Source organism: Aquabacterium sp. A08 (genome assembly GCF_011742065.1).
In genome coordinates, this window is sequence record NZ_JAAQQT010000671.1 from 1 (window position 1) to 14,870 (window position 14,870).

Sequence of the window (14,870 nt, forward strand, 5' to 3'; positions counted from 1 at the left end):
CACCACCTGCCGGTGCTGCAACAACAGCGCCCGGTGGGGGTGCTGGCCCTGGCCGACATCGTGCACCACGAATCGCGCCACGGGCTGTTCGTGGTCGGGCGCATCGGCCACGCCCAGGGCCTGGACGAGCTCGCCGCCCTGCAGCCCGAGGTGCGCGCCGTGTTCCTGCGCATGGTGCAGGAGGGTGGCAGCGCCCGGGTGATCGGACACACGCTGTCGGCCATTGGGCGCGCCTTCAAGCAGCGGCTGCTGGAGCTGGCCGAACAGGCGCTGGGTCCGCCGCCGGTGCCCTACTGTTTTCTGGCGCTGGGCTCCATGGCGCGGCAGGAGCAGGGCATGGTGACCGACCAGGACAACGCCCTGCTGCTGGACGACCGCTACGACCCGGCGCTGCACGGCGCCTACTTCGCCGAGCTGGCCACCTTCGTCTGCGACGGCCTGGCGCGTTGCGGCTACCCCCTGTGCAGCGGTGGCGTCATGGCCACCCACCCGCGCTGGCGCCAGCCGCGCCGGGTCTGGCAAGGCTACTTCGACGGCTGGATCACCCAGCCCACGCCCGAGGGGCTGCTGCACAGCAACATCTTCTTTGACCTGGACGGCGTGCACGGCCGCACCGAATGGGCCGACGCCCTGCGCCGCCACGTCGCGCGGCAGGCCCGGCAGCACCCGCGTTTCCTGGCCAGCATGGCGCGCAACGCCCTGCTGCGCACCCCGCCACTCGGCTTTTTCAAGGGCTTTGTGCTGGAGGCCGACGGCCGCCACAGCGCGGCCATCAACCTCAAGCGCCGGGGCACGGCGCCGCTGACCGACCTGATCCGCGTGCACGCGCTGGCCGTGGGCTCGGAGGCGCTCAACTCCTTCGAGCGGCTGGACGACGTGGTGCGCGCCCAGGTGCTGCCCCCGGGCCGCGGGCCGGACCTGCACGACGCGCTGGAATTCATCGCCGGGGTGCGGCTGCGCACCCAGGCCGACGACCTGCGCGCCGGCCGCGAGCCCGACAACAGCCTGGAGCCCGAACGCCTGTCGGACTTTGAACGCAAACGCCTGCGCGACGCCTTCACCGTGCTCAGCCACGCGCAGGACTACCTGAAGTACCGCCACGGCTCGGGCCGGGGCTGACGCGCCGGCCATGTTCCACGCCGGCCTGCTGCCCCGCCCCGAACCGCCCGCACCCGACTGGCCGGCCCGGCTGCGCGCACAGGCGGCCCACCTGCGCGACCCGCGGCTGCGCGCCTTCTGCGCGGCCGGCACCGTACCCGGCCACACCCCGCTGCGCGAGGTGCCGCTGCTGGCGCTGGACCTGGAAACCACCGGGCTGGACCCCGAGCGTGACGGCATCGTCAGCCTGGGCCTGGTGCCGCTGACGCTGGAGCGGGTGCAGGCCAGCGCCGCGCGCCACTGGTTGCTGCGGCCGCGCGTGCCGCTGGGCGACGCGGCGGTGACCGTCCACGGCATCACCCACCAGCAGATCGACCAGGCGCCCGACCTGGACGCGGTGCTGGGCGAGGTGCTGCAGGCCCTGGCCGGCCACGTGGTGGTGGTGCACTGCCGCGCGGTGGAGCGCGGCTTTCTGGACAGCGCGCTGCGCCGGCGGCTGGGCGAGACGCTGGACTTCCCGGTGATCGACACGATGGCGCTGGAGGCCCGCTGGCGCCGCACGCCCGTGCCGCTGTGGCGGCGCTGGCTCGGGCAGGCCCCGGCCCCGGTGTCGCTGCGGCTGGCCGCCTGCCGCGAGCGCTACGGCCTGCCGCGTTACCGCCTGCACCACGCCCTGACCGATGCGCTGGCCACCGCCGAACTGCTGCAGGCCCAGGTGGCGCACCACCTGTTGCCCGACACGCCGGTGCGCGAACTCTGGCTGTGAGGCATGACCCCCCACCCCCCTGAAAGGACGCCCGCATGACCCTGGAACTGCTGGGCGCGGCCGGCAAGAGCTTTCTGTTCGCCTTTGCCGCGCTGCTGCCCATCCTCAACCCCGCCGCCACCGCGCCCATCTTCCTGGGGCTGACCGAGGGCGCCTCGGCCGCCACCCGCGCCGCGCTGGCCCGGCGCATCGCCCGCAACATGGTGGCGCTGATGCTGGGCTCCATGGTGGTGGGCTCCTACGTGCTCGAATTCTTCGGCATTTCTCTGCCCATCGTGCGGGTGGGGGGCGGGCTGATCGTGGCCTCCATGGCCTGGCGGCTGCTCAACACCTCGCACGCCAGCGACGACAGCCGCACCGAACTGGCCGACGCCTTCACCCCCGACATGGCCCGCCGCCAGGCCTTTTACCCGCTGACCTTCCCGGTCAGTTGCGGGCCCGGCTCCATCGCGGCAGCCATCACCGTGGGCGTGTCCCTGGCCGACGAACGGCTGGCCCTGTCGCTGGCCCGCATGGGCGGCGGGGCGCTGGCACTGCTGGCCATCGGCGTGCTGCTCTACCTGGCGTTCCGCTACGCGCAGCGGCTGCTGCGGCCGCTGGGCGACGCGGGCAGCGTCATCTTCCTGCGGCTGTCGGCCTTCATCCTGTTGTGCCTGGGGGTGCAGATCGTGTGGGAAGGGGTGCGCGAGCTGCTGCTGGGCGTGCTCGCCGCGGCCTGACGGCGCCCCGGCTGCAGTACAGTTGAGGGCTTTTTTCTGTCACACCCCTCCCTCACACCCGCCATGAAATTCCTGCGCTTTTCCGACATCTGCGCCAGCGGCCAAGCCACTGGCAAACGCGTCTTCATCCGTGCCGACCTGAACGTGCCGCAAGACGACGATGGCAACATCTCCGAGGACACGCGCATCCGCGCCTCGCTGCCGGCCATCCAGATGGCGCTGGACGCCGGTGCCGCGGTGATGGTGACCTCGCACCTGGGCCGCCCGACCGAGGGCGAATTCAAGCCGGAAGACACGCTGGCCCCGGTGGCCCAGCGCCTGAGCGAGTTGCTGGGCCGCGAGGTGCCGCTGGTGCAGAACTGGGTGGACGGCGGCTTCGCCGTGGCCCCGGGCCAGGTGGTGCTGCTGGAGAACTGCCGCCTGAACGTGGGCGAGAAAAAGAACAAGCCCGAACTGGCCGCCAAGCTGGGCGCGCTGTGCGACGTGTTCGTGCACGACGCCTTCGGCACCGCCCACCGCGCCGAGGCCACCACCTACGGCATCGCCGAAACCGCGCCCATCGCCTGCGCCGGCCCGCTGCTGGCGGCCGAGATGGACGCCATCACGAAAGCCCTGGAAAACCCGGCGCGCCCGCTGGTGGCCATCGTCGGCGGCTCCAAGGTCAGCACCAAGCTGTCCATCCTGAAAACCCTGGCCGGCAAGGTGGACCAGCTGATCGTGGGCGGCGGCATCGCCAACACCTTCCTGCTGGCCGCGGGCAAGCGCATCGGCGATTCGCTGGCCGAACCGGAAATGGTGCGCGAAGCCCAGCAGGTGATGGACATCATGAAGGAACGCGGCGCCGAGGTGCCGCTGCCGGTGGACGTGGTGGTGGCCGACGAGGTGTCGGCGCTGGCGCGCGCCAACCGCATCGCGGTGGACGACGTGGCCCCGCACGACCGCATCCTGGACGTGGGCCCGAAAACCTCGGCCAAGCTGACCGAGATCATCGCCCACGCCGGCACCATCGTCTGGAACGGCCCGGTGGGCGTGTTCGAGTACCCGCAGTTCGCCGGCGGCACCAAGATGATGGCCTCGGCCATCGCCCACTCCGAGGCGTTTTCCATCGCCGGCGGCGGCGACACCCTGGCCGCCATCGCCAAGTACCACATCACCGACGAGGTGGACTACATCAGCACCGGCGGCGGCGCCTTCCTGGAGGTGCTGGAGGGCAAGACCCTGCCGGCCTTCGAGGTGCTGGCCAAGCGCGCCTGACGCGCCGCCCGCCCCGCAGCCACCGCGCGCCGGCACCCGCCGGGCGCGGTTTTTTTGCGCCCGGCGTGGCAGGCGCTCAGGCGGGCAGGGTGAGCAGCGGCAGGTCGTGCGCGGTGGCCAGCCGGTCGAGCTGGGCGCGGGTTTGGCGCGCCACGAAAGCGGCCACCGCGTCGTGGGTGGCGGGCAGCAGGCAGGCCTCGGGGGTGAGCGGCCCCAGGCCAAAGGCCCGGCCCAGGCCGGCAGCAAAGTGCGGCTCCAGCGCGGCCAGCGCCACCCGGCCGTTCTTGCAGGGGTACACGCGGTAGCCGGCGTGGGCGCCGCCCAGCAACTGGCCGGGCGCAGTCAGGCCCCAGTGGCGCGGCAGGGCCAGCCAGCGCGCGGCCTCCGACAATGCCACCTCCAGGCGGACGCCCTTGCCGCTGGCGCGCTGCGCCAGCACCGCCTGCAGCACCGCTTCCGACGCGGCCAGGGCGCCGGCCATGTCGGCCAGCAGGCTGGGCGGCACGGCCAGGTCGGCCACCAGACCGACCTCGGCCTGGTAGGTCAGGTCGTGGCCCGGTTCCTCGGCGCGGGCGCCAGGCGCACCGACGATGGTCACCAGCGACAGCGCCGGGTGGGCGCGCTTGAGGGACTTGGCGTCCAGGCCCAGCTTGGTCAGGGCCGAGGGACGGAAGGAGGTGAGCAGCACATCGGCCTGGGCGAGCAGCTTGTGCAGCTTGGCCTGGCCGGCGGCGGCCTTGAGGTCCAGCGTCACCGCCTTCAGCCCGGCTGACAGGTCGGCGAAAGCGGCCGGGCTGTACAGGCGCATGGGGTCGCCGGCGGGCGGGTCGACCTTGGTGCAGCGGGCGCCCATGGCGCGCAAACGCCACAGCGCGGCCGGGCCGGGCAGGTTCAGCGCCAGGCTGACGATGCGCACCCCTTGCAGGGGCTTGACGGAAAACTTCAAGGGCATGGGAGTGGGTCGGGGGCTGTGAAGAATATTCATTGTCGCGCAGGCGAATTGCGCCGGGTGTCGCGGCCGAAGCTGAAATAATGGGCCTTCGCCCCCGGCGCTGCCCCGCGCCCCCCACCCGGAGACCCCCTGCATGTCCTTGCGCGCCACCAAGATCGTTGCCACCCTGGGCCCCGCCTCCAGCGAGCCCGCCATCCTCGAAGCCATGGTGCGCGCCGGGGTGGACGTGGTGCGGCTGAATTTTTCCCACGGCAGCGCGCAGGACCACATCGACCGCGCCGAACGGGTGCGGGCCGCGGCGCAGCGCGCCGGCCGCGAGGTCGCCATCATGGCCGACCTGCAGGGCCCGAAAATCCGCGTCGGCAAGTTCGCCGAAGGCCGGGTGCAGCTGCACGAGGGCGCGCCCTTTGTGCTGGACGCCGCCCGCACCACACCCGGCGACGCGCAGGGCGTGGGCCTGGACTACAAGGAACTGCCGCGCGACGTGAAGGCCGGCGACACGCTGCTGCTCAACGACGGCCTGATCGTGCTGACCGTGACGCGGGTGGCCGGTGCGGCGGTGCACACCACGGTGGCCATCGGCGGCGAGCTGTCGAACAACAAGGGCATCAACAAGCAGGGCGGCGGGCTGACCGCGCCGGCCCTGACCGACAAGGACATGGCCGACATCCAGACCGCCATGGCCCTGCGCGCCGACTACGTGGCGGTGAGCTTCCCCAAAACCGCCACCGACATGGCGCTGGCGCGCCAGCTCTGCCACGCCGCCTGCCCGCCGGGGCACAAGCCGGGGCTGATCGCCAAGATCGAGCGCGCCGAGGCCATCCCCGAGCTGGAGAACATCCTGCGCGCGTCCGACGGCATCATGGTGGCGCGCGGCGACCTGGCGGTGGAGGTGGGCCACGCCGCCGTGCCGGCGCTGCAAAAGCGCATGATCCGGCTGGCGCGCGAGCACGACAAGGTGGTCATCACCGCCACGCAGATGATGGAGAGCATGATCCAGGCGCCGGTGCCCACCCGCGCCGAGGTGAGCGACGTGGCCAACGCGGTGCTGGACGGCACCGACGCGGTGATGCTGAGCGCCGAGACCGCCGCCGGCAAGTACCCGCTGCAGACGGTGCAGGAGATGGCGCGCATCTGCGAGGCCGCCGAGGCCGCCGACCACCACGAGCTGGAATCCGATTTTCTGGGCAAGACCTTCGAGCGCATCGACCAGTCCATCGCCATGGGCGCGCTGTTCACCGCCTCGCACCTGGGGGCCAAGGCCATCGTCGCGCTGACCGACTCGGGCTCCACCGCGCTGTGGATGAGCCGGCACAAGGTGCACCTGCCGATTTACGCGGTCACCTCCAAGCTGGCGGCGCAGCGCCGCATGGCGCTGTACCGCAACGTGGTGCCGCTGCTGATGGACACCAGCGCCGACCGCGACACCGCCCTGGCCCAGGCCGAGGCCCACCTGCGGGCGCGCGGCATCGTGCAGCCGGGCGACGTCTACGCCATCACCTGCGGCGAACCCATGGGCACGCCCGGCGGCACCAACATGCTCAAGATCTGCCGGGTGGCGCCGTGACCGTTTTCACGCCGCCCCCGCAGCGCGCCGCCTGGCAGCGCCTGCAGGCGCTGGCCCAGGCGGGCGTGCCGCACCTGCGCGAACTGCTGGCGCCGGGCCAGGCCGCCCGCCACGCCGCCCTGCAGTGGCAGGCCGCCGGCCTGCGGCTGGACGCCAGCCGCCAGGCCGTGACGCCCGAGGTGCTGGACGCCCTGCTGGCCCTGGCCGACGAGTCCGGCGTCTTGGCGCTGGCCGAGGCGCAGCGGCGTGGCGAGGCGATCAACGCCACCGAAGGCCGGGCCGCGCTGCACGTGGCGCTGCGCGGCGGCGGCTGGGCCGACCCGCCCTGGGGCGGCGCCGTGGCGCAGGCGGTGCAGGCCGAGCTCGACCGCTTCCTCGACGCCGCCGAACGCCTGCGCGACGGCCGCTGGCGCGGCCACCGCGGCGCGCGCATCACCGACGTGGTCAACATCGGCATCGGTGGCTCCGACCTGGGGCCGCGCATGGCGGTGCAGGCGCTGGACGCCCACGTGGACCCGGCGGTGCGGGTGCACTTCGTTTCCAACCCCGACGCCTGGTCGTTGCACAGCGAACTGCGCCGCCTGCGCCCGGACCACACCGTCTTCGTGGTGCAGAGCAAGACCTTCACCACCCAGGAAACCATGACGCTGGCGGCTTCGGCCCGGCGCTGGCTGGCCGATGGCGGCCTGGCAACCGCCGAGCAACAGACACCGCACCTGATCGCGGTCACCGCCGCGCCCGCCGTGTCGGCCGCGCAGGGCTACGCGCCGGCCCACACCTTCGGCTTCTGGGACTGGGTGGGCGGGCGCTACTCGGTCTGGTCGGCCATCGGGCTGCCGCTGGCGGTGGCGATTGGCGCGGCGAACTTCCGCGAATTCCTGGCCGGCGCCCACGCCATGGACCGGCACTTCTGGGAAGCCCCACCCGCGCGCAACCTGCCGCTGGTGCTGGCGCTGCTGGGCGTGTGGAACCGCAACTTCCTGGGCTGCCCCACCCACCTGGTCGCGGCCTACGCCGGCCGGCTGTTCCACTTCGCGCGCTACCTGCAGCAGCTCGACATGGAATCCAACGGCAAGTCCACCCACGTGGACGGGCAGCCGGTGCAGGTGGCCACCGGCCCCATCGTCTGGGGCGGGCTGGGCATCGAAGGGCAGCACGCCTACTTCCAGCTGTTGCACCAGGGCCAGCACCGGGTGCCGGTGGATTTCATCGGCGTCGACACCGAGGACACCCCGCTGCCCCTGGCCCACGAACACCACCGGGTGGTGCTGCTCAACCTGCGCGCCCAGGCCGACGCTCTGGCCCTGGGCCGGCCCGAGGCCGACACCCTGGCCCTGCTGGAACGCAGCGGCCTGGACCCGGCCCAGGTGCAGGCCTTGCTGCCGCACCGCACCTTCCGCGGCAACGTGCCCAGCAACACCCTGTGGCTGCCGGCGCTCACCCCGCACAGCCTGGGCGCGCTGACCGCGCTGTACGAACACAAGGTGTTCTGCCAGGCCGCGCTCTGGGGCATCCACCCCTACGACCAGTGGGGCGTGGAACTGGGCAAGACCCTGGCCCAGGCGCTGGAACGCCAGGGCGCCGCGCCCGCCTGACCCCCGCCACGCACCACCCTTTTCGCCCCCCACCCACCCGCACCGCCATGGCCCGCCACCCCTCCGACTCGCCCGACAAGGACCAGCCCCTGATCGACGACATCCGCCTGCTCGGCCGCCTGTTGGGCGACGTGATCCGCGCCCACGAGGGCGTGGCGGTGTACGAACTGATCGAGCAGATCCGCCAGCTCTCGGTGGCCTACCGCCGCCAGGCCGACCACGCCGCCGACAAGCAGCTCAAGAAGCTGCTCAAAGGCCTTTCGGACGACCAGGCGGTCAGCGTGATCCGCGCCTTCACCTACTTCAGCCACCTGGCCAACCTGGCCGAGGACCGGCACCACATCCGCCGCCGCGCGGTGCACGAGCGCGCCGGCCATGTGCAAGAAGGCAGCCTGGCCCACACCTGGGCCCGCATGCGCGACGCCGGGGTGGACGCCGACACCATCGCCCGCACCCTGGCCCACGGCCACCTGTCGCCCGTGCTCACCGCCCACCCGACCGAGGTGCAGCGCAAGAGCATCCTGGACGCCGAGCGCGACATCGCCCGCCTGCTGGCCGAGCGCGACGCCGTGGTGCAGGCCGCCGGCGGCGCCCGCCCCGGCGACGGGCTGCTGGCGCGCGAACTGGCCGCCAACGAAGCGCAGATGCTGGCCCGCGTGACGCAGCTGTGGCACACCCGGCTGCTGCGCTTCACCAAGCTCACCGTGGCCGACGAGATCGAGAACGCGCTCACCTACTACCAGAGCACCTTCCTGCCCGAAATCCCGCGCCTGTACCGCCAGATCGAACAGGCGCTGGACGGCCGCCCGGTGGCGCCCTTCCTGCGCATGGGCCAGTGGATCGGGGGCGACCGCGACGGCAACCCCAACGTCACCGCCGACACCCTGCGCCACGCGCTGCAACAGCAGGCCGACCGGGTGCTGCGCCACCTGCTGACCGAGGTGCACCGCCTGGGGGCGGAACTGTCGCTGTCGGCCATGCTGCTGCCGGTGCCGCCGGCCATGCAGGCGCTGGCCGAGCGCTCGCCCGACACCAACGCCCACCGCCAGGACGAGCCCTACCGCCGCGCGCTCACCGGCGTTTACGCGCGCCTGGCCGCCACGCTGCATGCACTCACCGGCGGCGAAGCCGCGCGCCACGCCGTGGCCCCGCAAAACCCCTACGCCAGCGCCGACGAGCTGCTGGCCGACCTGCGCACCATCGACGCCTCGCTGAAGGAACAGCGCTGCGAAGCCCTGGCCCAGCACCGGCTCAAGCCCCTCATCCGCACGGTGGAGGTGTTCGGCTTCCACCTGGCCACGGTGGACCTGCGCCAGAGCTCCGACCAGCACGAACTGGCCGTGGCCGACCTGCTGGCCCACGCCCGCATCGAGCCCGACTACAGCGCCCTGGGCGAAGACGCCAAGCAGCAACTGCTGCTGCGCCTGCTCAACGACGCGCGCCCGCTGCGCGTGCCCGGCGCCCCCTACACCGCCCACACCCTGAGCGAGCTGGCCATCTTCCAGACCGCGCGCGAGCTGCGCGAGCGCTTTGGCGCCGCCTGCATCCGCCACGCCATCATCAGCCACACCGAAACGGTGAGCGACCTGCTGGAGGTGCTGCTGCTGCAAAAGGAAGTGGGCCTGGTGCGCGGCACCCTGGACCACGACGCGGTGGCCGACCTGATCGTGGTGCCGCTGTTCGAGACCATCGAAGACCTGCGCAATGCGGCCGGCATCATGGACGCGTTCTACCGCCTGCCCGGCATCGCAGGCCTGGTGCTGCGCGGTGGTCCCAACCAGTACCACGAACAGGACGTGATGCTGGGCTATTCGGACAGCAACAAGGACGGTGGCATCTTCACCAGCAACTGGGAGCTGTACCGCGCCGAAACCGCGCTGGTGGCGCTGTTTGACGAACTCTCGCGCGAGCTGGGCCAGCCGGTGCAGTTGCGCATGTTCCACGGCCGCGGCGGCACGGTGGGCCGGGGCGGCGGCCCCAGCTACCAGGCCATCCTGGCGCAGCCGGCCGGCACCGTGCGCGGCCAGATCCGCCTGACCGAACAGGGCGAGGTCATCGGCTCCAAGTACGCCAACCCCGACATTGGCCGGCGCAACCTGGAAACCCTGGTGGCCGCCACGCTGGAAGCCACGCTGCTGCCGCCGGCCAAGCCGATCCCGGCCAAGTACCTGGAGGCAGCGGCCGAACTGTCGCAGGCCAGCATGGACGCCTACCGCGCCCTGGTCTACGAAACCCCGGGCTTCACCGACTACTTCTTCAGCGCCACGCCGATCCGCGAAATCGCCGAACTCAACATCGGCTCGCGCCCGGCGTCGCGCAAGGCCACGCAACGCATCGAAGACCTGCGGGCCATTCCCTGGGGCTTCAGTTGGGGCCAGTGCCGTCTGACGCTGCCCGGCTGGTACGGCTTGGGCAGCGCGGTGGCGCAGATGCAGGCCCGCCTGGGCGAAGCCGAAGCGCTCAAGCTGCTGCAGCAGATGCACAAGAAGTGGCCCTTCTTCAGCACCCTGTTGTCCAACCTGGACATGGTGCTGGCCAAGAGCGACCTGTCGCTGGGCCGGCGCTACGCCGACCTGGTGCCCGACGCCAAGCTGCGCAAGCGGGTGTTTGCCGCCATCGAAGCCGAATGGCAGCGCACCCAGGACGCCCTGACGCTGATCACCGGCGCCGAGGAGCGACTGGCCAGCAACCGGGCCCTGGCGCGCTCCATCGCGCACCGCTTCCCCTACATCGACCCGCTGCACCACCTGCAGGTGGAACTGATCGGGCGCTACCGCGCCGGCAGCGACACCGAACGGGTCAAGCGCGGCATCCACCTGTCCATCAACGGCATTGCGGCGGGGCTGCGCAACACCGGTTGATCCCTACGGCCCCCCGGCCCCCCGGCACGCCGGTGCGCGGCTGGGGGTGGCCGGCTAAAATCGCCGGCAGACCATTTCTGTACTGTTGTTTCCAGGGGATCATCCATGGCGCTCGTTTCCATGCGCGAACTGCTCGACCACGCCGCCGAGCACGGCTACGGCATTCCGGCCTTCAACGTCAACAACCTGGAACAGGTGCAGGCCGTGATGGAGGCCGCCAAAGAAGTGGGCGCCCCCGTCATCCTGCAGGCCAGCGCCGGCGCGCGCAAGTACGCGGGCGAACCCTTCATCAAGCACCTGGTGCAGGCCGCCTGCGAGGCCTACCCGCAGATCCCGGTGGTGATGCACCAGGACCACGGCCAGAGCCCGGCGGTGTGCCAGGGCGCCATCGACCTGGGCTTCAGCTCGGTGATGATGGACGGCTCGCTCAAGGAAGACGGCAAGACCCCCGCCAGCTTCGAATACAACGTGGACGTGACCCGCCGCGTGGTGGAGATGGCGCACAAGGTGGGGGTGTCGGTGGAAGGCGAGCTGGGCTGCCTGGGCAACCTGGAAACCGGCGAAGCCGGCGAGGAAGACGGCATTGGCGCCGAAGGCAAGCTGGACCACAGCCAGATGCTGACCGACCCCGAAGAAGCCGCCGTGTTCGTCAAGGCCACCGGACTGGACGCGCTGGCCATCGCCATCGGCACCAGCCACGGCGCCTACAAGTTCAGCCGCAAGCCCACCGGCGACATCCTGGCCATTTCCCGCGTCAAGGAAATCCACGCCCGCATCCCCAACACCCATTTGGTGATGCACGGTTCCTCCAGCGTGCCGCAGGAACTGCTGGCGCTCATCAACCAGTACGGCGGCCAGATGAAGGAAACCTACGGCGTGCCGGTGGAAGAGATCCAGGAAGCCATCAAGTTCGGCGTGCGCAAGGTGAACATCGACACCGACATCCGCCTGGCCATGACCGCCGCGGTGCGCAAGTTCCTGGTGGAAAACCCCGACAAGTTCGACGCCCGCGAATGGCTCAAGCCCGCGCGCGCCGCCGCCCAGGCCATTTGCAAGCAGCGCTACCTGGAATTCGGCTGCGAAGGCCAGGCCGGCAAGATCAAAGGGTACACCCTGACCGAAGTGGCCGCCCAATACGCGCGCGGGGCACTGGCGCAGGTGGTGAACTGAGGCGTGTGAGCCGTATTTTCCGAAATACGGCTCAGCTTTTGAGCCGCATGAACCCAGCCGCCTCAAGGCGGCTTTTTTTCTACTCAAACAACGTATCGAATCGGGCGGGATATCAAGCCAAACTATAAGGCCCTATGAGGCAGAACACCTTGGCTTGGCCAGCGCACAGGTAACTGCAGGATTGCCGTGGCAGAATAAACCATACAAACGACAGGGAGAGTCACATGACAGAATGCCCCAAGTGCGGCTACGCACGCAAGCCCGCCGACACCCAACCGGAGACAGAGTGCCCAGGCTGCGGTGTCATTTACGAACGCTATCTGGAGGCACAGGCGGCCAAGCGCAACGAGGAAAAGACTAAACCACCTGCTTCACCTGCTATAACCATTCACCGCTGGCGGAAGCCAGCACTGTGGTTAGGCAGCATACTAAGCGTATTACTGCTGTTGAGATTCGGTGGAACTGCAGGGTTCGCGCTGCTGTTTTTTGCCCCACTAGGGTTCTACCTCTACAAACACCGCAATGACCTGAAGTTAAATCCTACTGCAGCATGTCCTGCCTGCGGTGGGGTTGTTGCCATCGGTATCAAAGCCTGTCCTCATTGCGGCCACAAAAAACCTTACCCAAAGCCTGTATCTAAAGCAACGGTAGCCATTACATATTCCGTGGTTGTCGGGACCATGGTCATTGTTGGTACGACTCCGGACAACAATACTGGCCGAGATGCCGTCAGCGCGCACATGTATTGCGAGCGACTGGTTAAGTCCAGCCTAAAGGCTCCTTCTTCAGCAAAATTCGCTAGCTTTTCCGACGCCTCCGTCACGAGTACAGGAGCCGGCAAGTTTCGAGTGGTCTCCTACGTGGACGCGCAAAATAGTTTCGGCGCCATGATCCGCAACAGCTTTGCATGTCTGATTGACTTCGAAGCAGATAAGGCACAACTCGAGTATTTCAATTAGAGCCAAAGATCCATTTGCTCATCCGAAGAGCTGAGATCGCAAAGATTGGAATGTGCTAGTCCCCACTGCTGACTTGATTAAAGGGGTGGAAGCCGGAGGCGCCCATAAGGTGCATTTTTATCCCATGAGGATAACTTCTGTGGGTAGTGGTTTTTGAAAAAACATCGGCTACGCCCAACAGTAGCCGTTGGCCCCGCTCAGCGCCCCATCTCCCCACACCACCTCTCTGCCATCCCCCGCCGCACCGCGTCCGCATCGTCGGTGGACGCCAGCAGCACATGCAGCTTGGCAAACGCCGCTTCGGGCGTCATGTCGCCGGCCGGCACCGCGCCCAGCGCGCCCAGCGCCGAGCCGGTGGCGTACGCGCCCTGCTGCACGCTGCCGTGCAGGCACTGGGTGACGTTGACCAGCACCACCCCGCGCGCCGCCGCGCGCGCCAGCGCCGCCATAAAACCTTGGTGGTTGGCCGGCACGTTGCCCGCGCCGTAGCTGAGCAGCACCAGGCCGCGCACGCCCGGGGGGGCCAGCAGGGCGTCCACGGCCGCACCGCTCATGCCAGGGTGCAGCGCCAGCACGGCCACGGCTTCGTCGTCAAAGGTGGGCACGGCAAACCGGCGCGGGCCGGTGGCGGGCCACAGGCGGTCGCGGTGCAGGTGAATGTCGATGCCCAGTTCCGCCAGGGGCAGGGCGTTGGGCGCCTCGAAAGCATCGAATTGGGCGGTGGCCAGCTTGCGGGCGCGGTTGCCGCGCAGCAGATGGCGGCCAAAGCACAGAGTCACCTCGCGCAGTGCGGGCAGGGCGGCCAGGCGCAGGGCGTTTTCGACGTTGCCCAGGCCGTCGCTGCGCGGTTCGCTCATGGGAATTTGCGAGCCGGTGAACACCACCGGCTTGTCCAGCCCGCGCAGCAGGAAGGACAGGGCCGACGCGCTCCAGGCCATGGTGTCGGTGCCGTGCAGCAGCACAAAGCCGTCGTAGCGGTCCCAGTGGTCCACCAGGGCCTGGGCCATCACGGCCCAGTCGCGGGGGCGCAGTTCGGCGCTGTCGATCGGGTCCAGCTCCCGCACGTCGAAGGCGGGCAGGCCCTGACCGCCGGTGGCGTGCAGCGCCTGGCGCAGCCGTTCGGGAAAGCCCGGCGCGGGCCGGTAGCCCTGGGGCGACGCCACCATGCCGATGGTGCCCCCCACGTGCAACACCAGAACGCGGCCCGTGCCCGTCACGCCCGGTCCTCCCGGCTCAGGCGCCACGGCGGGCGGTTTGGGCCACGCGCTCGGCGTCGGCGGGCTCGAGCACCCAGGCCTGGCGGTCCACGCCCAGGTCGGCAAAGCGGGTGGCGTCAAACACCGGCTCGGGCACGCCGGCGGCCACCTGCTCGTCGTAGTCGCGCATCAGGCGCAGGCCTTGTTTGAACAGCATGGCCAGGGCAAACAGGTTGGCCAGGGCCAGAAAGCCCATGGTCACGTCGGCAAAGGCGAAGGCGGTGCCCAGGTCGGTGGTGGCGCCCCAGCCGCACAGGGCGATCACCACCAGGCGGTACAGCACCAGCACGCCCCGGTTCTCGCCGGTGAAGAAGCTCAGGCTGTTTTCGCCGAGGTAGTAGTTGTAAACCATGGTGGTGAAGCCAAACAGCATCAGCGCCACGCTCACGAACACGCGGCCCCATTCGCCCACGATGTTGGCCAGCGAAGCCTGCGTCAGCGCGACGCCGCCCAGTTCGGTGGCCATGCCGGGCTGGTACACGCCGCTGAGCAGCACGATGAAAGCGGTGCAGGAGCATATCACCAGGGTGTCGATGAACACCGAGAACGCCTGCACAATGCCCTGGCTGGCCGGGTGCGGCACGTAGGCCACGGCCGCCACGTTGGGCGCGCTGCCCAGGCCGGCCTCGTTCGAGAACAGCCCGCGCTTGACGCCCATGAGGATGGCCGCGCC

At 70.0% G+C, this 14,870-nt stretch carries 12 protein-coding genes; 9 read left to right on the forward strand and 3 right to left on the reverse strand.

Annotated features, from left to right (window positions below; all coding sequences use genetic code 11):
* From HA630_RS16725 to HA630_RS16740, 4 genes are all read left to right on the forward strand, one after another.
* Nucleotides 1-1,119 (forward strand): DUF294 nucleotidyltransferase-like domain-containing protein (locus HA630_RS16725; protein ID WP_243855426.1); only part of this gene is annotated, 1,119 nt, incomplete at its 5' end.
* Nucleotides 1,120-1,129: 10 nt separating this feature from the next.
* On the forward strand, nt 1,130-1,864 hold the full coding sequence (locus HA630_RS16730; RefSeq protein ID WP_166834342.1) for a 3'-5' exonuclease: 735 nt from the start codon (nt 1,130-1,132) through the stop codon (nt 1,862-1,864).
* 35 nt (nt 1,865-1,899) lie between these two features.
* On the forward strand, nt 1,900-2,583 hold the full coding sequence (locus HA630_RS16735) for a MarC family protein (RefSeq protein WP_166834340.1): 684 nt from the start codon (nt 1,900-1,902) through the stop codon (nt 2,581-2,583).
* Between the two features lie 63 nt (nt 2,584-2,646).
* On the forward strand, nt 2,647-3,837 hold the full coding sequence (locus HA630_RS16740) for a phosphoglycerate kinase (RefSeq protein ID WP_166834338.1): 1,191 nt from the start codon (nt 2,647-2,649) through the stop codon (nt 3,835-3,837).
* A 76-nt stretch (nt 3,838-3,913) separates the two neighbouring features.
* Here HA630_RS16740 and HA630_RS16745 read toward each other — a convergent pair whose 3' ends face one another.
* Nucleotides 3,914-4,789: a CoA transferase gene (locus HA630_RS16745; RefSeq protein WP_166834336.1), complete on the reverse strand. Its 876-nt coding sequence runs from the start codon at nt 4,787-4,789 to the stop codon at nt 3,914-3,916.
* Between the two features lie 133 nt (nt 4,790-4,922).
* Here HA630_RS16745 and pyk point away from each other — a divergent pair, with 133 nt between their 5' ends.
* The 5 genes from pyk to HA630_RS16770 all read left to right on the forward strand — a co-directional run bounded on the left by pyk (nt 4,923) and on the right by HA630_RS16770 (nt 12,941).
* Nucleotides 4,923-6,356, forward strand: a complete 1,434-nt coding sequence (pyk, locus tag HA630_RS16750) for a pyruvate kinase (RefSeq protein WP_166834334.1) — start codon at nt 4,923-4,925, stop codon at nt 6,354-6,356.
* A complete protein-coding gene (gene pgi / locus HA630_RS16755; RefSeq protein WP_166834332.1) occupies nt 6,353-7,951 on the forward strand; it encodes a glucose-6-phosphate isomerase in 1,599 nt (532 codons plus the stop codon). The genes pyk and pgi overlap by 4 nt, the downstream gene beginning before the upstream one ends.
* Nucleotides 7,952-7,998: 47 nt before the next feature.
* Nucleotides 7,999-10,812 (forward strand): phosphoenolpyruvate carboxylase, encoded by a 2,814-nt coding sequence (gene ppc / locus HA630_RS16760; protein ID WP_166834330.1) that lies wholly within the window; start codon nt 7,999-8,001, stop codon nt 10,810-10,812.
* A 105-nt stretch (nt 10,813-10,917) separates the two neighbouring features.
* Entirely contained in the window at nt 10,918-11,982 is a 1,065-nt protein-coding gene (fba, locus tag HA630_RS16765; RefSeq protein ID WP_166836126.1) for a class II fructose-bisphosphate aldolase, read from the forward strand.
* 224 nt (nt 11,983-12,206) lie between these two features.
* Nucleotides 12,207-12,941: a hypothetical protein gene (locus tag HA630_RS16770; protein ID WP_166836128.1), complete on the forward strand. Its 735-nt coding sequence runs from the start codon at nt 12,207-12,209 to the stop codon at nt 12,939-12,941.
* A gap of 197 nt (nt 12,942-13,138) precedes the next feature.
* On the opposite strand, the gene HA630_RS16775 is transcribed toward HA630_RS16770, so the two are convergent.
* Nucleotides 13,139-14,158 carry an asparaginase gene (locus HA630_RS16775; protein ID WP_208300129.1) on the reverse strand — a complete coding sequence of 340 codons (1,020 nt, stop codon included), beginning with the start codon at nt 14,156-14,158 and terminating at the stop codon, nt 13,139-13,141.
* Nucleotides 14,159-14,174: 16 nt separating this feature from the next.
* Nucleotides 14,175-14,870: alanine:cation symporter family protein (locus HA630_RS16780; protein ID WP_166834319.1), on the reverse strand; the 696-nt coding region annotated here is incomplete at its 5' end.

Bases quoted from the DNA above. Each gene is read 5' to 3' on its own strand.
- HA630_RS16730 (WP_166834342.1), top strand. From the start codon at position 1,130: ATGTTCCACGCCGGCCTGCTGCCCCGCCCCGAACCGCCCGCACCCGAC.
- HA630_RS16735 (WP_166834340.1), top strand. From the start codon at position 1,900: ATGACCCTGGAACTGCTGGGCGCGGCCGGCAAGAGCTTTCTGTTCGCC.
- HA630_RS16740 (WP_166834338.1), top strand. From the start codon at position 2,647: ATGAAATTCCTGCGCTTTTCCGACATCTGCGCCAGCGGCCAAGCCACT.
- HA630_RS16745 (WP_166834336.1), bottom strand. From the start codon at position 4,789: ATGCCCTTGAAGTTTTCCGTCAAGCCCCTGCAAGGGGTGCGCATCGTC.
- pyk (WP_166834334.1), top strand. From the start codon at position 4,923: ATGTCCTTGCGCGCCACCAAGATCGTTGCCACCCTGGGCCCCGCCTCC.
- ppc (WP_166834330.1), top strand. From the start codon at position 7,999: ATGGCCCGCCACCCCTCCGACTCGCCCGACAAGGACCAGCCCCTGATC.
- fba (WP_166836126.1), top strand. From the start codon at position 10,918: ATGGCGCTCGTTTCCATGCGCGAACTGCTCGACCACGCCGCCGAGCAC.
- HA630_RS16770 (WP_166836128.1), top strand. From the start codon at position 12,207: ATGACAGAATGCCCCAAGTGCGGCTACGCACGCAAGCCCGCCGACACC.